This window comes from Marinobacterium sp. YM272 (genome assembly GCF_050908845.1).
Taxonomy (GTDB): Bacteria; Pseudomonadota; Gammaproteobacteria; order Pseudomonadales; family Balneatricaceae; genus Marinobacterium_D.
In genome coordinates this window covers 567,817-588,007 of record NZ_CP194171.1, presented here as the reverse complement: position 1 = coordinate 588,007, position 20,191 = coordinate 567,817, and the positions used below count along the sequence as shown (strand labels likewise).

Here is a 20,191-nt window from a genome sequence, read left to right as displayed (position 1 = left end):
GTCGAGTTCCTTGACGTGCCGCCCGCACGCTTACAGGGTTGGGTGGATTCTGGCCGGTCTCCGGACTCGCAGGTGAGAGCATGAACTCCCTAACACGACGCCTTCCCATGCCTGGGCACAGTGGCTGCCTGCCGTGTATCGCCTGCTTACCGTTGCGGGGGCAGTGTCGGGTTTGTCTGCAGCGGGGATTACCGCTCGACGCACCGACTTCCCGTTTAAATCCATGCGCCGTCAGCGCTGGATACCAGATGCTGGCGGCGATTCTACGCAGCCGCTACCAAGGGGGCAACCCGGGCGCTAACCGGGACGAGCGCAAAGCGTTGATTGCCAACACCCTGTGAATAGATCCATTACCAAGGGGGGCCGCTGCTGAACTGATCCACCAGGTAATCACACAAGAGTTTCAGACGCGGCAGCTGCTGGCGTACCTTGGGATAGACCAGCCAGACACCGGAGTGGCGGTAACGGTTGTTCTCCAGCAGCGGCAGCAACTCGCCACTCTTCAGCAGCGGCGCCACGTAATAGTCCGGCAACTGGGCGATACCGAGCCCCGCCCGCGCTGCGGCCAGCACCGCGGGGCCGGAGTTACTGTGCCAGTTGCCGCTGACCCGCAGCTCACGCCGCTGGCCCCGGTCCTGGAACAGCCAGGTGGAGTTGGTGCCCTGCAGACAGTTGTGGTGCGCCAGCTCACTGAGCGTATGCGGCGCACCGTAGCGCTCCAGATAATCCGGCGAGGCGCAGAGATACTCGCGGCGATCGCAGAGACGGCGTGCCAGCAGGCTGGAATCCTCCAGCGTGCCCAGACGGATCGCAAGGTCAAAGCCTTCCCTGATCAGGTCTACCCGGCGGTTACTCAGGTGAAGATCGATTTCCAGGCGCGGATAGCGACGCATAAAGGTGGGCAATAGCGGCGCGATGAAGCGTTCACCGAAGGTGGCAGCACAGGTCAGCTTAAGACGGCCGCTGGGCTCCTCCTGCTGGCGGCTGATCTGCTCCTCGGCGCTGATAAAGCCTTCCAGCAGGCGGTGGCACTCCTCGAAATACTGTTCCCCGGCCTCACTAAGCCGAATCGAGCGTGTGGTGCGGTAGATCAGCGGCGTGCCCAGGTGGTTTTCAAGCTCCGCCACACGGCGGCTGATATGGGATGCGGATACGCCGAGGCGCTCCGCCGCCGCCGAAAAACTGCCCTCACGTACCACCGCCACAAAGGCTTCAACCGCATCCCAACGCCGCACCGCCTGCCCCTCTCTCTAGTGCCTGGAAATCTGTGTGCCAGCATTATTGTTACACAGCAAAAATCATTTGCCATCTGTGCAGGGATGAAATCACCGCGCTGAACTACACTAGCGTCTGTTATCAACCCATCCTGAACAGGAGTTAATCATGAAATCACGCGCTGCCGTGGCCTGGAAAGCAGGCGACCCGCTTACTATCGAAGAAGTAGATGTTCAGGGCCCGAAGGCCGGTGAAGTACTGGTCCGCATCGTTGCGACCGGTGTCTGCCACACTGACGCTTTCACACTGTCCGGCGCTGACCCGGAAGGTATTTTCCCGTCGATCCTGGGCCACGAAGGCGCGGGTATCGTTGAAGAAGTCGGCCCTGGCGTTACGACCCTGAAGCCGGGCGACCACGTTATTCCTCTGTACACCGCCGAGTGCGGCAAGTGTAAGTTCTGCCTGTCTGGCAAAACCAACCTGTGTCAGGCGGTTCGCGCGACTCAGGGCAAGGGCCTGATGCCGGATGGCACCAGCCGCTTCTCCCTGAACGGCGAAACCATCTACCACTACATGGGTACTTCCACTTTCTCCGAGTACACCGTTGTTCCGGAGATCTCCCTGGCGAAGATCCAGATCGATGCGCCGCTGGAAAAGGTCTGCCTGCTGGGTTGTGGTATCACCACCGGTATCGGTGCGGTACTGAACACCGCCAAGGTTGAGCCGGGCTCCACCGTTGCCATCTTCGGTATGGGCGGCATCGGCCTGTCCTGCATCCAGGGTGCGCGCATGGCCGGTGCCGAGCGCATCATCGCCATCGACATCAACGAAGAGAAGTTCGAGATGGCACGCCAGTTCGGTGCTACCGACTGCATCAACCCGAAAGACTTCTCCGACCCGATCCAGCAGGTGATCGTCGACATGACCGACGGCGGTGTTGATTACTCCTTCGAGTGTATCGGCAACGTAGACGTTATGCGTTCTGCACTGGAGTGCTGCCACAAGGGCTGGGGTGAGTCTGTCATCATCGGTGTTGCCGGTGCCGGTCAGGAGATCTCTACCCGTCCGTTCCAGCTGGTTACCGGTCGCGTCTGGAAAGGCTCCGCTTTCGGTGGCGTCAAGGGCCGCAGCCAGCTGCCGGGCTACGTTGAAGACTACATGAACGGCAAGATCGAAATCGATCCGTTCATCACCCACACCATGGGTCTGGAAGACATCAACAAGGCGTTCGATCTGATGCACGAAGGCAAGAGCATCCGCTCCGTCATCCTGTTCTGATCCCCTGCCCCCGTCCGTCGGGCGGGGGCTTCGCCTTATCTGGCATGAACCCGTTTCATACCCGAGATCTGGGAGTCTTTCTCCATGTCCGAGTTATCCACAACACCCGAACTGATCGCCAGCAACAAATGCTTCGGCGGTTGGCTCAAGCGCTACAAGCACCAGTCTGCCAGCACAGGCACCGAGATGGTGTTTGCGATCTACCTGCCGCCGCAGGCACAGAGCAAGCCGGTGCCGGTGCTTTACTGGCTGTCGGGCCTGACCTGCACCGACGAGAACTTCACCCAGAAAGCGGGCGCCCAGCGTCTGGCCGCCGAGCTGGGTATGGCGATCGTCTGCCCGGATACGAGCCCCCGCGGCACCAACCATCCCGGCGAACATGACAGCTACGACTTCGGGTCCGCCGCTGGTTTCTACGTCAATGCCACCCAGGCACCCTGGGCCGAAAACTACCGCATGTACGACTATGTGGTGGACGAGCTGCCGGCACTGATCGAGGAAAACTTCCCGGTCACCGACCAGCGCTCCATCAGCGGCCACTCCATGGGCGGCCACGGCGCACTGATCTGTGCACTGAAGAACCCGGGCCGGTACCAGTCCGTTTCCGCCTTCGCGCCGATCAGCAACCCGATCAACTGCCCCTGGGGCGAGAAAGCCCTGGGTGGTTACCTGGGTAACGACCGTGAAAGCTGGAAGGCCTGGGACAGCTGCGAACTGATCGCCACTGCCGAGGAGCGTCTGCCGCTGCTGGTTGATCAGGGCGAAGCCGATAACTTCCTTAGCGAACAGCTGAAACCGGAAGCGCTGCAGCAGGCCTGCGAGTCTGCCGGTCACCCGCTGGAGCTGCGCATGCAGCCGGGCTACGACCACAGCTACTTCTTTATCGCCACCTTTATCGGCGATCACCTTGAGCACCACGCCAAGGCGTTAGGCCTTAAATAAAGAGCCGTTGGGCCTCAAGTAAGCGACGAGAAGCCTAAACGCAAAAAGGGCGGGAAAAACACCCGCCCTTTTCTGTATCTGGCGCTGCTTTATCTAGCCAGCGCGACCTGAACTGCTTAGAGCGCAGCCAGGATGGTCTCTGCACTGCTCTTGTCGATACCCTTGTCATCGATATTCAGCAATTCAACGGTACCGTCGTTGACGATCATCGCGTAACGCTTGCTGCGCATGCCAAGACCGCCAGCAGTCAGATCCAGCTCCAGACCGGTCGCCTTGGCGAACTCGCCGCTACCGTCACCGGCCATGATGATCTCTTCAGCGTTCTGCGCCTTACCCCAGGCATCCATAACGAAGGCATCGTTCACCGCGGTGCAGATAATGCTGTCCACGCCCTTGGCCTTGATCTCGTCCGCCTTGACGACGAAACCCGGCAGGTGAGTCATGGAGCAGCCCGGCGTAAACGCGCCCGGTACCGCAAATAAAACCACCTTCTTGCCTGCAAACAGATCATCGGTGCTGAAAGACTCGGGGCCCTTTTCACCCATCACCTTGAATTCAACGGATGGAAGCTTGTCACCAACCTGAATAGCCATGCTTTTTCTCCCTGTCGTCGATCGAATGGTTGACCATATTACTCAGGATTCTAGCACTGCCGGATTGAAACTGTATATCGGGGAAGGAAAGGAGGACGGGAACAGAGAAACTCAGCTTTCGGCGGCCGGCGCCTGCCAGGTGATGGTGACTTCGCGCACTCCCCAGTTCAGGGCGGCTTCCACATTTTCACCCATGTAGATATCGATCTTGCGGGACCAGCGCTTATTCATCTTGTCCATCACCACGTAGCGTCCCTTCAGGCCCTCGATTCTGACCTCGGTACCATAGGTCAGCCCGTGGTGGCGCAGCAGATCGCGGGAGACAGCCACCACTTTCATGCCCGGACGCAACTCGTCACCCCAGGCGGCGATGGAAGGCTGGTCGTTGGTCTGTTCCGGCACCGAGTTATACGCCGAAGCTTTGACCTGCAACTTAACCTGGCCGGACTCAGTGCTGTGCGCAGGCGAAGACGCCAGCAGCCACGTAAGTGACACTGCACAAGCAAGCCTGACTAGAACCGAATTCTTGATAACCTGTCTCCGGACATGGCGAATAATTGATCAAATGATACCCAACAGATGCGGGGTTAATCAATCTCTGAATTTCGCCATTTTTAGTGCCCAATAACAACATTTACCGTGACTAAGAACGAAAATCGGTTTATATAGTGGCTCCCCTTCCGGAGAACCCCGATGACCAGCATTCTGACCGCAGCCACCGAAGCGACTTTCGACCGCATCGCCGATGCTCTGGTGGAAGAGGGTTATATACTGCTCAGCGACGGGCCGGACGCTGCGATTACCCGGGCGCTCTTCGAGCGCACCCAGGAACTGACACACGCTTTCCGCCGCGCCGGCGTGGGCAGAGAACAGAATCAACATCTTAACAGTCAGATACGGCAGGATGAGATCCACTGGCTGAGTCTCAGCGACGCCACCGAGACCGCCTACCTGGAGTGGATGGAAGCCCTGCGCGAAGCGATCAACCGCCGCCTGTTCATGGGGCTGTTCGACTACGAATGTCACTTTGCCCATTACGCGCCGGGGGCCTTCTACAAGCGCCACCTGGACGCCTTTCGCGGCCAGACCAACCGCGTTCTGACCACGGTGTATTACCTGAATGAGGGGTGGAAACAGGATGATGGTGGCGAGCTGCTGATCTATCCCGAGTCCGGCGACGAGCCGATCGAGAAGGTCGCCCCGGAAGCGGGCACGCTGGTGATCTTTCTCAGCGACCGCTTTCCCCATGAGGTATTGCCGGCGAAGGCGGATCGTTACAGCATCGCTGGCTGGTTCCGCGTTAACGCCAGCCTTGGCAACCAGATCGACCCACCCCGCTAAAACGGCGTTTAATCCCGGGCACGGTACTCGTCGTGGCAGCTTTTGCAGCTTTTCGCCAGCTGCCCGAAGGCAGGTCTCAGCGCCTCGCGATCCTTGCCTTCTCCGACCTGGCGTGAGAAATCCTCGGCTTTCTCGATCATCTGTGTCATCAGTTTGTTGAAGTGATCCTGCTGATACCAGTATTCGTCCCGCAAACGGGTATCGAAACCGTCTTGTATCCCCGTGCCCTCGACAAACCCTTCCGGCGCCATGCTTGCCAGCAGCGCCACGCGCTCTGCACCTTGGGCAAAGGCCTCGGCATCGAAGGGTTTGCGGCCCTGAATCATCGCCCCCATCGGGCCGAAGTTCCATCCCATGGCACGAAACACGCCCTGGCGAAACGCCACCGCGTCTTCCGGATCGGCGGCATGCAACAGCGGTGAAGCGCTGCCGAGCAGCAGCGTAACGGCCAACAGGTACTTTTTCATCGATGACTCCTTACTGCCTGAAAAAGCGATTACCTTAGCACGGAGATCGGCGCTAAAGGACAGGTTCAACGGGACAGCGGGTTGTCTGAATCGCGCCCTTGCTCTGCTATACTGGCCGCTTTCAACTCGTAATTTCGCCAACCTCATCCCCCGACGGACCCGCCCGTGACCGATACCCGTTTCAGCAGCCTCAGCCTGCCCAAAGCGCAGCTCAATAACCTTGCCAGCATCGGCTACGCCGAGATGACACCGATTCAGGCCCTGAGCCTGCCGGTGGCACTGAACGGCCAGGACCTGATCGCCCAGGCGAAAACCGGCAGCGGCAAGACCGCCGCCTTCGGCATCGGCCTGCTGAACAAACTCAAGCCGCGGCTTTTCGCCGTGCAGGGCCTGGTGCTCTGCCCCACGCGGGAGCTGGCCACCCAGGTTGCCAAGGAACTGCGTCGGCTGGCCCGCTACCAGGACAACATCAAGATCATCACCCTGTGTGGCGGCACACCGATCGGACCGCAGATCGGCTCGCTGGAACACGGCGCCCATGTGGTGGTTGGTACCCCCGGCCGGATCAAGGATCACCTGCGCAAGCGCACACTGACGCTGGATAGGGTTGAAACCCTGGTGCTGGATGAGGCGGACCGGATGCTCGATATGGGCTTTGCCGAGGATATCGGCGCGATCATCGACACTACACCGGACAGCCGCCAGACCCTGCTGTTCTCCGCCACCTATCCGAAGGATATCGAGCAGCTCTCGTCAAAATACCAGCGCACTCCGGCACGGGTGACGGCACCGGATCGCGAAGCGCCAGCGGATATCACCCAGCGCGCCTACCTGTGCGACGAACCACTTAAGGCCAATACGCTGATCGCCCTGCTGCAACAGCAGACCCCTGATGCGGCGGTGATCTTCTGCAACACCCGCGCCCGCTGCGAAGAGTACGCCCAGGCAGTGAAAAGCGCCGGTTACTCCGTTGGCGTGCTGCACGGCGATATGGAACAGCGGGAACGCGACCAGCGCATCACCCTGTTCAGCAACCGCAGCCTGACGCTGCTGGTCGCCACCGACGTGGCCGCTCGTGGTCTGGATATCGATGCCGTGGACATGGTTATCAACATCGACCTGCCGCGTGATCCTGCCGTCTATACCCACCGTATCGGACGCACCGGCCGCGCCGGCCGCAGCGGCACGGCACTGAGCCTGGTCGGCCCGAAAGAGACACTCAAGCTGGAGCGGGTCAACAGCGACCAGCACAGGCCGATCGAGGTGATCGAGCAGCTGCCCACGCCCAACCCGTCTATCAAACCGCCGCGGGCACCGATGCGCACCCTGGCGATCGCCGGCGGTCGCAAGAACAAGCTGCGTCCGGGCGATATCGTTGGCACCCTGACCGCCGGTGGTCAGCTGAAAGGTGATGACATAGGTGATATCGAGGTGCACGATTTCGTGACCTATGTCGCGGTGAAGCGTGAGGTTTCAGAAATCGCTCTGGAGAAGATCAAATCGCGCACCATCAAGGGCAAGAACTACCGCGTGCGCAAACTTTAAAACGTCTCGGCACCGGGCGGCACTGAAACGCGAAAACCGATCCTGCGCCAGCACAGGCTCCCGTGACAGCGCTGCTCCGGACACTATTTCAACAACGACCCCAACAGGCCGCGCAGTAATCGACGCCCGACGGAACTGCCGGCGCTGCGCGCCAGACTTTTCAAAAACGCCTCGCCCGCCGATTCCCTGCTACGGCCAGTTCTGCCAGCCGCGCTGTTCCGCCTGCGGGACTCCTCTGCCTGGACCCTCTGCTCGTTTTGCTCCTGCCGCTCTACCCGGCGCAGCAACTCTTCGTGTGCCGATTCGGGATCGAAGCTTTCTCCGTAGCGTCGCTGCAAAGGGCTATCACCCAGCACCTGATCACGCTCCTGCTGCTGGGCGGGGCCGATCCGGGATGCCGGTGGCGCGATCAACAGGCGCTGAACAGGAGTAGGCACGCCGCCCTCGGACAACACCGAGACCAGCGCTTCGCCGACACCAAGCACGGAGATCGCCGCTTCCGTATCCAGCTCAGGGTTGGGCCGGAACGACTGGGCCGCCACCCTGACCGCCTTCTGTTCCTTCGGCGTATAGGCGCGCAGGGCGTGTTGAATCCTGTTGCCAAGCTGGCCCAGCACGCTGTCCGGAATATCCGCCGGCGATTGGGTGATGAAGTAGACGCCCACCCCCTTGGATCGGATCAGCCTGACCAACTGCTCGATCTTTTCCAGCAGCGCTTTCGGCGCACTGTTGAACAACAGATGCGCCTCGTCGAAGAAGAACACCAGCTCCGGCTGTTCCGGATCACCAATCTCCGGCAGTTGCTCGAACAACTCAGACAACAGCCAGAGCAGGAAGGTGGAATAGAGACGGGGGGACTGGATCAGGCGTTCGGCACTGAGAATATTGATCACGCCACGCCCCTGTCGATCGGTTCGCAGCAGATCATTCAACGACAGCGCCGGTTCGCCGAAGAACAGATCGCCGCCCTCGCGCTCGATCATCAGCAGACGGCGCAGAATCGCATTCACCGACGCCTTTGAAACCGCAAACTGGGAGCCCAGCTCACGTCCATGCTCCGCCAGGTAGCTGAGCGTGGTGCGCAGGTCGTTGAGATCGACCAGCAGCAGGCCCTCATCATCGGCAAATTCGAACGCCAGTATGAGGATGCTCTCCTGGGTTTCGTTCAGCTCAAGCAGGGCCGCCAGCAGCTGCGGCCCCATCTCAGAGATCGTGCTGCGCACCGGGATGCCACGCTCACCAAACAGATCCCAGAATGCCACCGGGCTCGAGGCCTGCTGGAAGTCAGTAATGCCGATACTCTGCAGCCGCTCGTCGATCTTGTGGTGGGGAGTGCCGGCGCAGCAAAGACCGGAGAGATCGCCCTTCACATCGGCCAGGAACACCGGCACACCCAGGCGTGAGAAGCCCTCTGCCAACACCTGCAGGGTAACGGTTTTACCGGTCCCGGTGGCGCCGGCAATCAGCCCGTGGCGATTGGCATAGCCCGCCTTCAGTGACAGTTGCTGACCCGCTGTGCCACCAATCAAGATATCGCCTGACATCCTTCCTCCTTGTGACGCTGCCTGTGTCCATGATGGTGGCCGCCACTTCAACTTGATTGGGCTAAACCGCCGATGATCGCTCTAGAGCAACTCTAGCACCGGCTCGCGCAACTTGGCGAACTGCTCGCGCAGCTGCAGCAGGTGTTCACCCCAGTAGCGCTCGGTATTGAACCAGGAGAAGTTGTGCGGAAACGCCGGGTCGTCCCAGCGGCGGCCCAGCCAGGCACTGTAGTGCAGCATCCGCAGCGTGCGCAGCGCCTCCACCAGGTGCAGCTCGCGCGGATCGAATTCGGCAAACTCGTTGTAGCCCTCGACGATCTCGTTCAGTTGCAGCTGTAGCTCATTGCGGTCATCGCCGGTGAGCAGCATCCACAGATCCTGAATCGCCGGCGCCATGCGTGAGTCGTCGAAGTCGACGAAGTTGGGGGTATCGTCACGCCAGAGAATGTTACCGCCGTGGCAGTCACCATGAGCCCGGATCATCCGCACCTTACCAGCCTGCTTGAAGGCAGCCTCCACCTCCTGCAGCAGGTCCCGGGTCAGGCTGGTGTATGCCTCTTTCAGCGCGGCCGGGATAAACGACGCCGCGATCAGCTCAACGCTGTCATATCCGTAGCTCTGGATCGTCAGCGCCGGGCGGTACTGAAAATCCCTGGCAGCACCGATCAGGTGAATCCGCCCCAGTGTCTGCCCGAGTCGGTAGAGATGGTCCGGGTCAGACAGTTCCGGCGCTCGCCCGCCACGACGGGGATAAAGTGAAAAGCGGTAATCACCGAAGCGAAACAGGCTGTCGCCGTTATCATCCCGCAGCGGTGCCACCACCGGCAGCTCCTGCTCCGCCATCTCGAAGCAGAACTCATGCTCCTCAAGAATCTGCTCATCGCTCCAGCGCGCCGGGCGATAAAACTTGGCGATCAGCGGCTCCGCTTCATCGATGCCGACCTGGTATACGCGGTTCTCGTAGCTGTTTAGCGCAAGTATGCGGCCGTCACTGAGATAACCACGGGATTCCACCGCATCGATCACGGTATCGGGCATTAGCTGATAAAAGGGCTGGCTGAGATTCTCTGTCATAACACATCGCTGCTTGGATTCAGCAGGCATTGTAGCGCCTGGCATCACACCCAAGCGAGAGATACCCGTGTGCAACGGACACAGACGCTGCGACAGCGCCTGGTTAACGGCTGATGCAATGCCAACCCGCGTCTGACCGCCTATGCTTTTTGTCCAACAGGAGTGACTATTTTATGCACAGCGACCAAAACCGATGCTTTTGGCGCAAATAGGCAGGTTATAACCGGAGACAGACAGATGTAGCGCGAGTAAATAGTTTTTCCTATACGTATATTCCAAGTACCACCTACCTTCCAAGCTCCGATAACCTGATCAGGAGATCCAAATGTCGAACACCTACAAAATTCTGGCTGCCGCTTCACTGGGCGTATCCATGCTCGGCAACGCCGCAACCCTGGACTTTTCCAACGAGTACAACGACAAATCGATCCATGCTCAGGGTGATGCCTACTTCATCGACCAGGTCAACGAGCTGACCGGTGGCAGCGTCGATATCGCGCTGCATACCAGCGGTTCCCTGGGCTTCAAGTCTGCCGACCACTTCTACGCGGTGGCCGATAACGCCGTACAGATCGCCGATACCCTGGCCGGCACCATCGGCGGTATCGACCCGATCTTCCTGCTCTCATCACTGCCTTTTGTGGCCGACAGTGTCGATGAAGCGCAGAAGCTGTACGAAATTGCCCGCCCGGAATACGCGAAGGTCTTTGAGGAGAACGATCAGATTCTGCTCTACGCCTCTCCCTGGCCGGCCAGTGGTATCTGGTCCGAAGAGATGGTCAACTCCACCGATGCTCTGACCAACCTGAAGATCCGCACCTACGACAAAAACGGCACCATCGCCTTCAAGGAAGCGGGCGCTGCGCCGGTACTGCTCTCCTGGGCGGACGTGGTGCCACAGCTCTCCACCGGCGGTATCTCCGCGGTGCTGACCTCCGCTGAATCCGGCGCCAACGGCAGCTTCTGGGAACATCTGAACCATTACACCGAGATCCGCTACGCGGTGCCGCTGAACATGGTCCATATGAACCGCGATGCGTTTGAAGACCTCTCCGAAGAGGAGCAGGCAGCGATCCTGGAAGCTGCCAAGCGCACCGACGCCCACAACTGGGAAACCGTGCGCTCACGCCTGGAACAGAACTACGCCGAGCTGCAGAGCCACGACGTCAACATCTACACCGATGTTGACCCGGACATGGCTGCCGCGCTGAAAGCCGCTGCAGAACCGGCCGTGCAGGAGTGGCTGGAAAACACCGGCAGCACCGGTCAGGAGATTCTCGACGCACTGAAGGCGGAATAAGCCGATGCTGTTGGCCCGTCTCTATATTGGGTTGGTCAAACGTCTGAATCAGGGGGCCGGCATTCTCTGCGGCACCCTGATCGTCTACATGGCGGCCCATATTCTGCTCGAGATCCTGTTGCGCCTGTTCAACACCTCCACCTACGTGCTCAACGAGTTCATCGGCTACGCCGTCGCCACCACGACCTTTATGGGTCTGGGCTTTGCCCTGGAGCGAGGCGGCCTGATCCGCGTCGGCCTGGTGATCAACCGGCTCAGCAAGAATGCGGCGATGATTCTGGACCTGGCGATATCAAGTGTCATGTTCGCCCTGTTTGGCTGGCTCAGCTGGTACTGGGGTATCAACGTCAGCCGCAGCTACTCCCGCGGCATCACCAGCGAATCCCTGGCCGATACACCGCTGTGGATACCCGAGGGCGCAGTGCTGCTGGGCCTGGTGCTGCTTTGCCTGACTCTCTCCTCGCGGGTGTTGAGTCTTATTGTTTTTCGTAAAACCCCGATCGATCTGGAGCCGCGCTGATGGAGATCCTGTTAACGACCCTCGGCGTCATCGCGATGGTGTTTATCGTGCTGGGGCTTGGCACCTGGGTGTTTGCCGGCCTGGTCACCGTGTCCGTGCTGTCGCTGCTGCTGATGGCGGACTTCAGCCTGCATCGCGTTGGCGTGACCCTGAGCCGGATTCTGTTTCGTGCCGGCAGCTCCTGGGAGCTTTCCGCGATACCGATGTTTATCCTGATGGGGGAGATGATTTTCCGCTCGGATATATCGGAACGCCTGTTCCGTGGCCTGGAGCCGATCACCGCGCGCATTCCCGGCGGCATCCTGCACACCAATATTTTCGGCTGTACGCTGTTCGCAGCGGTCAGCGGCTCCAGCTCCGCCACCACGGCAACTGTGGGCAAGATCACCACCCGTGAACTGGAGATCCGAGGCTATGACCGTGGTCTGTCGATCGGCTCCCTGGCCGGTGCCGGCAGTCTTGGCCTGCTGATTCCGCCGTCTATCGTGATGATCGTCTACGGCGTTCAGTCCGAGGTATCGATCAGCAAGCTGTTCATGGCCGGCGTGCTGCCAGGCCTTTTGATCGCCCTGCTCTACTCCGGCTACCTGTTTTACCAGGCGCTGCGGTTTCCGCAGAAGGCGCCGCGGGAGTACAACTCCAAGGTCAGCATGAAAGAAAGCGCAGCGCTGCTCGCGCCGGTCCTGACGCTGATCTTTATCGTCATCGGCTCGATCTACAGCGGTATCGCCACGCCCTCCGAGGCAGCGGCCGTGGGTGTCGGCGCCGTGGTGCTGATGCTGCTGTTCGAGCGCCAGCTGAGCTGGAAGCTGTTCACCGATGCGGTGCAGGCGACCATTCTCAGCAGCGTCATGGTGTGCTCGATTCTGGTCTGCGCTGCGCTGCTCTCCACCGCGGTGGGCTATCTGCATATCCCGCGGGATCTGGCGGAGTTCATCGGCTCGCTTGAGCTTTCGGCGCCGGCACTGCTGCTGATTCTTGCGCTCTTCTACGTGATTCTCGGGCTGTTCCTGGACGGTATCTCGATCACCGTGATGAGCCTGCCGATCACCCTGCCGCTGGTGGTTCAGGCTGGTTTCGATCCGCTCTGGTTCGGCGTGTTCCTGGTGATCATGGTGGAACTGGGGCAGATTACGCCGCCGGTCGGGTTTAACCTGTTCGTACTCCAGGGACTGACTGGCGAGAAGCTCGGTACAATCGCACTGGCCGCTTTCCCCTTCTTCATCCTCATGTGTGTCGCAGCACTGCTGATCTCGATTTTCCCGCAAATCGTGCTCTGGCTGCCGCAGCTGGGCGGCTGATAGTCAGCCGTCCAGCTACCCAAAACCATGCATAGTGCGCACTAAAACAGTGCGCACACCCTTCCGGTCAGAACCGATGCTGGTATAGGCTCTGAGATTAAGCATTGAATCAAGATGCACTTTACCTACAACTAATATAAAAACGCATCCCGATTCCTCCGATACCCGTGGCATGAATAGTGCTTCGTCACTACAAACAGCCTCCGGATGCCCTAATCGCTGGAATCAGCCTTGTAGCCTATGAAAAACATACTACCCACCGGCCCTGCTTTCTCACCCCATTTTCAAAACGTTAACCGCGCATTCCTGCAGCAGAAACCCTCACCGCGGCTTGAGCAGCCAGCGCGGAAGGTGGTGTTTCTGCTGCTGGACCATTTTTCCATGTCGACATTTTCTGTGGCGCTGGATGCCTGTGTAACGGCCAACCTGATCTACTCACGCAAGCTGTACCAGATGCAGACATGCAGCATCGATCGCCCCAAGGCCTTATCGGACCTGGGTATCGAAATTCCGACCGAGGGTACGCTGGATGATCTTGAGCTGGATGCGAACTCGATTCTGGTGATTTGCGGCGGCTATCGCAACGAACTCAAGCCGCTGCCCAGACTGACCGCCAAGCTTCACGAGGCCGCTCAGCGCGGGGTAACCCTCTGCGGCATCTGGAATGGCAGTTATTATCTGACGGCCGCCGGCACCGTGGATGATCTGCCGATCGCGATTCACCAGGATAACCGCGCGCTGATGCGTGAATGCTTTCCCGAGCAGGAGCTCTCTTACGCGTCTTACAGTGCCGGGCCAGGTCGTTATACCTGCGCAGGTCCCAACAGTGTTCTCGATATGATGCTGGACCTGATCAGCGACCAGCATGGCGGTGCCTGCGCACAGTCCATCGAAGAGGTGATCGGCAGGGACAGAACCAGCGGCGACGGAGAGTGCTCCAGTTCGCTGATGCTGTCTGATCCCCAGGCTCCCCAGGCGCTGAAAGACTCTATCCTGCTGATGGAAAAAAATATCGATGAGCCCCTGCCGGTGAACGAGATTGCCAAACTGGTCGGCATCTCCCGGCGCCAGATCGAGCGTCTGTTCAATCGCCATGTGGGCTCATCACCGGCACGTTACTATCTGGAGTGCCGGCTGACCCAGGCCCGGCAACTGTTACTGCAGTCGAACCTGAGCATCACCGACGTATCCGTCGCCTGCGGTTTTGTCAGTTCAACCCACTTCAGTCGCAGTTACCGCCGCCTGTTTGGCCACCCGCCCACCGATGTACGTCGCGGACGCGAATAATCTGTCATAGAAACGCCCCTCCCCAAACACAAAAAACCCCGGAAGATTGCTCGACCGGGGTGTTTTGTCTGCAGACTCAGGAGAACAGATCGGGCAGCAGGAGCGCAATCTGCGGGAATAACGTCAACAGCCCGACTGCGGCCAGCAGGATCACCCAATAAGGCATGGCGGCATAGGCTGCACTGGGCACTCCCACCTCACCCTTGGTGATCGAACTGAGCACAAAGAGGTTCAATCCCACCGGCGGTGTGATCATACCGACCTCCATCAGCAGCGTGACGACGATACCGAACCAGACCGGGTCGAAGCCAAGGCTGACCACCATCGGGAAGGTGATCGGCAGGGTCATCAACAGCAGTGAGATACCGTCGAAGAAGCAGCCCAGCACCAGGTAGACCAGCACCACCATCAGCAGCACGCCATAGCGTCCCAGGCCCAGCTCAGCGATCATATCCACGGCACCGCGCGGCAGGCCCAGCAGGCTCACCGCCTGCGCCAGGATCACCGTACCCACCAGGATCATCGCGATACAGCTGAACATGATCGAGGAGCGCTTGAACGCGTTCCACAGCTCACGCCAGGTCAGGTCGCCCCAGAGGAAACCGATCAGGATAGATACGCCCACACCCATGGCTGCCGCTTCGGTTGGCGTGGCGATCCCCATGTAGATGGTACCGAGCACGAAGAAGATCAGAATCGGCAGCGGCCAGATCTGCAGCAACCCGGCGCCGGTATCGCGCCAGCTGAAGCCTTCGCCATGTTCGGGGGCGATATGCGACGAACCAAAACGGGAGCGCAGGTAGATCCACAGCAGGAAGCCGGCCGAGATCATCAGGCCCGGCAGAAGCCCCGCCAGGAACAGACGACCGATGGAGACATCCTGGGTCGCACCGTAGATCAGCAGCGACAGACTCGGCGGAATCAACAGACCCAGGGTACCGCCGGCGGCCAGAGAGCCAACAACGGCAGCCGGATCATAGCCGCGCTTCTTCAGCTCCGGATAACTCACCGAGCCGATCGCGGCAGCGGTAGAGGTGCTAGATCCGCTGACAGCGCCAAACAGCGTGCACACGGCGATATTGGTATGCAGCAGCTGACCCGGCATGCAGCGGAACAGCGGCGTCAGACCGTTATAGACGCGGGTAGAGACGCCGCTGGCCAGCAGGATATCACCGAGCATGATGAACAGCGGCACCGCACTCAGGGTGAACTCGGTCAGCAGGTTCCAGGCGGAATTGATCGCCAGCGCGGTAGCGCCATTGGCCTGAAAGTGCAGCAGGATAAATCCGGTCAGGCCCAGGGCGGCACCCAGCAGCGCTCCGGTACCCAGTAATACGATGAGCGAACCGCTCAGAATCAGCCAGCTCATTGCTCAACTCCCATCAGTCCGACCCAGTCTCCGCGCAGGCCGCGGAATAAAACACGCAGCTCAATCAGCAGGCACAGCGCAAGGGAAGCCGGCATCAGCGCCATCCAGGGCCAGAGCAGCAGGCCGCTGACATCCGTACGTGAGTTAATCTGCCGGGAAAAGTCGGCAAAGTTCCAGGACTCGTAGATAAATACCACCGAGAAGGTGATAAAGATGATACCGGCGGCAAACCGGCAGACACGCTGCAGAACCGGGCCGAAGCGGTCGGTCAGTACCGACAGCTTGATATGCTCGGACCTGAGCATGACCTCAGGAAACGTGGTGAACGCCAGGGTTACAAAGAGCAACCCTGCCAGTTCATCCGAAAATGAGAGGGGTGCCCCGGCCAGGTACCGCAGCAACGCACTGCTCAAAATCATCAACGCCATAAGAATACCGGCGCAGACACCAATGAAGAACAGTGCATGCGCGACCCGATCCAAGGTTTTGGATAGCAGCAAGGCCATCATCCCCTCCTAATGTTGCCGACGGCAAAAGCGCCGTCGATGGTTACTTCTGCTGCTCGCGAGCCAGCGTGGAAACGGTTTCGTAATAGCCAACGCCCTCTTCACCGGCGCCTTCAGCCATCTCTTTCCAGGCTGCCATGGCGGCGTCGACGAAGGTGTTCACGTCCTCTTCACTGAACGGATCCAGTACGGTGATACCCAGTTCCTTGCGCTCTTCGCGAGCAGCTTCCTCGCGGGCCGGATCGACTGCCAGTTCACGGGTTTCAGCCCAGGTCTCTTCACCGGCTTCAGCCAGCGCGGCCTGCTGCTCTTCGGTCAGAGAATCCCAGGTCTTGTCGCTGACACCGAACATCCAGGGTGAAGCAGCCCAGGGGTGCAGATAGGCTTCGTAATCGGTCACTTCCTGCAGCGACACGGTCTTGGCCACGGTGGACAGGTAGTAAGCACAATCCACAACACCGGTCTGCAGGGCCAGGTACATATCATTCTGGCCGATCACCTGTGCGGAGATATCCAGTTTCTTGAAGGTATCGACCAGGTGGCCGGACCAGACGCGGACCTTCTTGTCTTTCAGGTCTTCCAGGGTATTGACCGGCTCCTTGCAGTGCAGACCCACGTCGAATACCGGGGCAACCACGCCACCGATGGTGTGGATATCCCAGTTGGCATAGGCATCTTTGTAGATGCTGCGCAGGGTCGGCAGCAGATCCAGGTGCTGGGAAGATTCGGTGATCGCACCCTGGGCATAAACAGACGCCAGTGCCGGTGCATCACGCTTGTAGTACTCACCGTACATCAGCGCCATGTCGACCATGCCGCCCTTGAGGATGCGCAGCATGTCGGCCTCTTTCAGGCCCAGGGAACCGGCGTGGTAGACATCAACCTGCAGGCTGCCACCACTCTTTTCCTTCACCCGCTCGGCGAACTTTTCGATATGTGCGGCTTCAGGACGGGACTGTGCCAGACCGCTGTGAAACTTGAGCACACGGACATCATCAGCCAGGACGCTGCCTGCCATGAATGCACCTGCCATAACGACAGCGCTTGAAATCATTGTCTTGCGAAAATTCATACTCTTGTCGCTCCTAGCCAATCAACAAAGTCCGGGCTACACACTGCAGCTCCAGGGACGGTCGATCCATCATAGGAAGCGGCCGGGGACGGCGACCGACTGCTCGCGACATCAAGTTGTCGCAATCAGTCTTATGCGGTCGTAAATCTGAAACAAATCCCGCCCCCAGTCAGAGGACTGGTCGCAAGAGCCTCAGCTATCCACAGCGCCAAACACAGCCCCTTCCTGGGCGGTGTTAAGCGCGCGGATCGGATAGGGAATGCAGATCCCCTCCTCCCGGTAGCGGGCATGCAGCGCCTTGATGAAAAGATGCTTGAGTTGAAAGCTGTCGGTGAACTGGTGCCCGCGCAGGATTACCGTGAAGTTGATGCTGGAGCTGTCGAAGGAGTGATAGACCATGAACGTACCGAACTCGGACACGCCGTACTCGCTGTCGTGCAGTACCTGCCTGGCCACCTCGGTGGTCACCTGCTCCACATGTTCGAGATCGGAATCGTAGTGAACGCCCACCTCGACCAGCACCGAGAGCTCTTTCTGTGGATAGTCGTAGTTGATCAGCTTGGACGCTGAGATGCGGCTGTTCGGCATGATCACGGTGTTGTTGGGCAGCATCTTGATCCAGGTGGAGCGCCAGCCGATCTTTTCCACAAAGCCCTGTTCGCCGGATTCAAGCTCGATGTAATCCCCCACCTGGATCGGTTTATCGATCAGGATCTGCACGCCGGAAAAGAAGTTCTCCAGCGTCGGTTGCAGCGCCAGCGCCACAGCCAGGGAGGTGATACCGAGGGAGGCGATCAGCGGTGTGATCGAGATACCCAGGGTGCCCAGCAAAATCAGTACGCCGATACCGAGCACCAGCGCCCGGGTCAGGATCATGGTGATGCCACGGCTGTTGCGCAGCACCGGCAGGGTGCGCGAATAATGATCAATGCACCCTTTGGCGATACCGTCGAACAGGATCACCAGGGCCAGAATCAGCAGGATACGCGCGCCGTTATCGATGGCAGGCCCCAGCATCTCGGGAGCCATCTCGTAGTAGCGCAGCAGGCGCTCCATGAAAATCAGGTTCAGCGCCAGTATCAGTACGCCAAGCGGCAGCCGCAGGGCAGAGACCATCAGGCTGTCAAAGAAGAAGGAGGTGCGCCCGGCGATCCGCCCCAGGTGCCTCAGTAGCAGCTGAGAAACCATCCACATCAGCAGCATCGACAGCAGCGGCAGACCCGTCGCAATTACCCAGTCCGGCAGCAGCAGGCCACTCAGTTCATCGAGGTTTTCCATTCCCATCCCCTTGATTTCCGATCATGCAGGGGATCGAAGCAACTTCTATTCCGTTTGAGGCCCGGGCAGCGGTTTCCGGTTAGCCACGCCAGAATACTGGGGACAGCAGCACCATCACCGTCAGCAGCTCAAGACGACCCAGAATCATCGCCAGGCTGAGCACCCACTTCGCCGTGTCCGGCAGGGTATAAAAGTTGCCCGCCGGACCGATGGTGTCGCCAAGGCCTGGCCCCACGTTGGTCAGCGCGGTGATAGCGCCGGTGAAGGCGGTGATAAACTCCACGTCCAGCGCCGTCAGGATCAGCGTTGTTGCCGCCAGCACGATAAAGAACAGGAAGGAGAACGCCACCGCCGAGGCGATAATATCGTCCGGAATCGGTTTGCCATTGAACCGGATCGCCGTAACGCTGCGCGGGTGCACCAGCTTGTGCATCTGGTCCGCCAGAAACTGGTAGGAGAGCTGGAAGCGGAACACCTTCATCCCGCCGCTGGTGGAGCCGGAGCAGCCACCGATAAAGGTGGCGATAAAGAACAGGCCGATGCTGAACTCACCCCAGAGGGTATAGTCGGTGGAGGCATAGCCCGTCGTGGTAATGATCGACACGATATTGAAGGCCGCATGGGTCAGCGTATCCATCAGCGGCTCACCATCAAACACCACCTGCTCAAACGTCAGTACCGCGATCAGGAACAGTACTATGCCGATAAACCCCTTCGCCTGCTGATCCGAGAGTACCGACCATCGCCGCTGGGAAAGTAGGCGGATATAGAGCATAAACGGCATGCCGCCGATCATCATAAATACCACCGAGATCCACAGGATGCTGTCGCTGAAACGCCCCATGGAGGCATCATCGGTGGCGTAGCCTCCGGTGGAGACCGTTGTCATGGCGTGGTTCACGGCATCGAACGGCCCCATACCGGCGACCCAGTAACAGAGTCCGCAGACCAGCGTGATCATCAGATAGATAAACAGCAGCCGCTGCGCCATCTCGTGGAAACGTGGCAGGGATTTTTCCGACCAGTCGGATGATTCGGTCTGGAACAGGCGCATACCACCGACCCGCAGAAACGGCAGTATCGTCACCGCCATGCCGATAACCCCCAAACCGCCAACCCACTGCAGCAGCGAGCGCCACAGCAGGATTGAGGGCGGCAGGTCACCGATGCCGGACACCACGGTAGAGCCTGTGGTGGTAATACCGGACACCGCTTCAAACACCGCATCGGACAGGCTGAGGGGGTGATCGGTCAGCATCAACGGCAGCGCACCGATGAACGAAAGCAGCAGCCAGCTCATGCTGGTCAGCAGATAGAGCTGGCGTGAGTTGAGATTAAAGCGCCGCTGACGACCCAGGCCGATCATCAGCGCACCGCCCGGCAGCGACAAACCGGCCGCAATCAGAAATGCCCTGTATTCCGGATCCTGGACAACGTAGCCGTACAGCATCGGCACCAGCAGCAGCCCTGTCATGATCAGGGCGAGGATCCCGCAGACAAAAAAGATCGGTCGAAACAGCCTGAGCATGGCTTAGGGTACCTTGTCACTTATCCCGGGG

At 59.5% G+C, this 20,191-nt stretch carries 19 protein-coding genes and 1 riboswitch; of the genes, 8 read left to right on the top strand and 11 right to left on the bottom strand.

Annotation, left to right across the window (positions count from 1 at the left end):
• Window positions 1–34: 34 nt before the first annotated feature.
• A riboswitch (cobalamin riboswitch) is annotated at window positions 35–264 on the bottom strand.
• An 86-nt stretch (window positions 265–350) separates the two neighbouring features.
• Window positions 351–1,235 carry a LysR family transcriptional regulator gene (locus ACQUQP_RS02775; protein ID WP_432697291.1) on the bottom strand — a complete coding sequence of 295 codons (885 nt, stop codon included), beginning with the start codon at window positions 1,233–1,235 and terminating at the stop codon, window positions 351–353.
• 148 nt (window positions 1,236–1,383) lie between these two features.
• Between ACQUQP_RS02775 and ACQUQP_RS02770 the strand changes: the two genes are divergently transcribed.
• Window positions 1,384–2,493, top strand: a complete 1,110-nt coding sequence (locus ACQUQP_RS02770) for an S-(hydroxymethyl)glutathione dehydrogenase/class III alcohol dehydrogenase (protein WP_432697290.1) — start codon at window positions 1,384–1,386, stop codon at window positions 2,491–2,493.
• 84 nt (window positions 2,494–2,577) lie between these two features.
• Window positions 2,578–3,435, top strand: a complete 858-nt coding sequence (gene fghA, locus ACQUQP_RS02765; protein WP_432697289.1) for an S-formylglutathione hydrolase — start codon at window positions 2,578–2,580, stop codon at window positions 3,433–3,435.
• 116 nt (window positions 3,436–3,551) lie between these two features.
• On the opposite strand, the gene ACQUQP_RS02760 is transcribed toward fghA, so the two are convergent.
• Together ACQUQP_RS02760 and ACQUQP_RS02755 are read right to left on the bottom strand one after the other, a co-directional pair.
• Window positions 3,552–4,028, bottom strand: coding sequence for a peroxiredoxin (locus ACQUQP_RS02760; RefSeq protein ID WP_432697288.1), 477 nt, complete (start codon window positions 4,026–4,028; stop codon window positions 3,552–3,554).
• A 111-nt stretch (window positions 4,029–4,139) separates the two neighbouring features.
• On the bottom strand, window positions 4,140–4,523 hold the full coding sequence (locus ACQUQP_RS02755) for a 3D domain-containing protein (protein ID WP_432697287.1): 384 nt from the start codon (window positions 4,521–4,523) through the stop codon (window positions 4,140–4,142).
• Window positions 4,524–4,721: 198 nt separating this feature from the next.
• Here ACQUQP_RS02755 and ACQUQP_RS02750 point away from each other — a divergent pair, with 198 nt between their 5' ends.
• Window positions 4,722–5,369, top strand: a complete 648-nt coding sequence (locus tag ACQUQP_RS02750) for a 2OG-Fe(II) oxygenase (RefSeq protein ID WP_432697286.1) — start codon at window positions 4,722–4,724, stop codon at window positions 5,367–5,369.
• 8 nt (window positions 5,370–5,377) lie between these two features.
• Here the strand turns inward: ACQUQP_RS02750 and ACQUQP_RS02745 are convergent, their stop codons facing one another.
• Window positions 5,378–5,836, bottom strand: a complete 459-nt coding sequence (locus ACQUQP_RS02745) for a c-type cytochrome (RefSeq protein WP_432697285.1) — start codon at window positions 5,834–5,836, stop codon at window positions 5,378–5,380.
• Between the two features lie 165 nt (window positions 5,837–6,001).
• Here ACQUQP_RS02745 and dbpA point away from each other — a divergent pair, with 165 nt between their 5' ends.
• Complete coding sequence (gene dbpA / locus ACQUQP_RS02740) at window positions 6,002–7,381, top strand: ATP-dependent RNA helicase DbpA (RefSeq protein WP_432697284.1); 1,380 nt, start codon at window positions 6,002–6,004, stop codon at window positions 7,379–7,381.
• Window positions 7,382–7,464: 83 nt separating this feature from the next.
• Here the strand turns inward: dbpA and ACQUQP_RS02735 are convergent, their stop codons facing one another.
• Window positions 7,465–8,925 carry a helicase HerA-like domain-containing protein gene (locus ACQUQP_RS02735; protein ID WP_432697283.1) on the bottom strand — a complete coding sequence of 487 codons (1,461 nt, stop codon included), beginning with the start codon at window positions 8,923–8,925 and terminating at the stop codon, window positions 7,465–7,467.
• An 81-nt stretch (window positions 8,926–9,006) separates the two neighbouring features.
• On the bottom strand, window positions 9,007–9,999 hold the full coding sequence (locus tag ACQUQP_RS02730) for a serine/threonine protein kinase (protein ID WP_432697282.1): 993 nt from the start codon (window positions 9,997–9,999) through the stop codon (window positions 9,007–9,009).
• A gap of 325 nt (window positions 10,000–10,324) precedes the next feature.
• On the opposite strand from ACQUQP_RS02730, the gene ACQUQP_RS02725 reads away from it, so the two are divergent.
• The 4 genes from ACQUQP_RS02725 to ACQUQP_RS02710 all read left to right on the top strand — a co-directional run bounded on the left by ACQUQP_RS02725 (window position 10,325) and on the right by ACQUQP_RS02710 (window position 14,407).
• On the top strand, window positions 10,325–11,299 hold the full coding sequence (locus ACQUQP_RS02725) for a TRAP transporter substrate-binding protein (RefSeq protein WP_432697281.1): 975 nt from the start codon (window positions 10,325–10,327) through the stop codon (window positions 11,297–11,299).
• A gap of 4 nt (window positions 11,300–11,303) precedes the next feature.
• Complete coding sequence (locus ACQUQP_RS02720) at window positions 11,304–11,819, top strand: TRAP transporter small permease (RefSeq protein ID WP_432697280.1); 516 nt, start codon at window positions 11,304–11,306, stop codon at window positions 11,817–11,819.
• Window positions 11,819–13,120, top strand: coding sequence for a TRAP transporter large permease (locus ACQUQP_RS02715; protein ID WP_432697279.1), 1,302 nt, complete (start codon window positions 11,819–11,821; stop codon window positions 13,118–13,120). Before ACQUQP_RS02720 ends, ACQUQP_RS02715 begins: the two co-directional genes overlap by 1 nt.
• Window positions 13,121–13,501: 381 nt before the next feature.
• Window positions 13,502–14,407, top strand: coding sequence for a GlxA family transcriptional regulator (locus tag ACQUQP_RS02710; protein WP_432697278.1), 906 nt, complete (start codon window positions 13,502–13,504; stop codon window positions 14,405–14,407).
• A 76-nt stretch (window positions 14,408–14,483) separates the two neighbouring features.
• Here the strand turns inward: ACQUQP_RS02710 and ACQUQP_RS02705 are convergent, their stop codons facing one another.
• The 5 genes from ACQUQP_RS02705 to ACQUQP_RS02685 form a co-directional block, all read right to left on the bottom strand.
• Entirely contained in the window at window positions 14,484–15,776 is a 1,293-nt protein-coding gene (locus ACQUQP_RS02705; protein WP_432697277.1) for a TRAP transporter large permease, read from the bottom strand.
• On the bottom strand, window positions 15,773–16,282 hold the full coding sequence (locus tag ACQUQP_RS02700; protein WP_432697276.1) for a TRAP transporter small permease: 510 nt from the start codon (window positions 16,280–16,282) through the stop codon (window positions 15,773–15,775). The genes ACQUQP_RS02705 and ACQUQP_RS02700 overlap by 4 nt, the downstream gene beginning before the upstream one ends.
• A 43-nt stretch (window positions 16,283–16,325) precedes the next feature.
• Entirely contained in the window at window positions 16,326–17,300 is a 975-nt protein-coding gene (locus ACQUQP_RS02695; RefSeq protein WP_432697275.1) for a TRAP transporter substrate-binding protein, read from the bottom strand.
• Window positions 17,301–17,546: 246 nt separating this feature from the next.
• Window positions 17,547–18,632: a mechanosensitive ion channel family protein gene (locus ACQUQP_RS02690; RefSeq protein ID WP_432697274.1), complete on the bottom strand. Its 1,086-nt coding sequence runs from the start codon at window positions 18,630–18,632 to the stop codon at window positions 17,547–17,549.
• A 79-nt stretch (window positions 18,633–18,711) separates the two neighbouring features.
• A complete protein-coding gene (locus ACQUQP_RS02685; RefSeq protein WP_432697273.1) occupies window positions 18,712–20,160 on the bottom strand; it encodes a TrkH family potassium uptake protein in 1,449 nt (482 codons plus the stop codon).
• Between the last annotated feature and the right edge of the window lie 31 nt (window positions 20,161–20,191).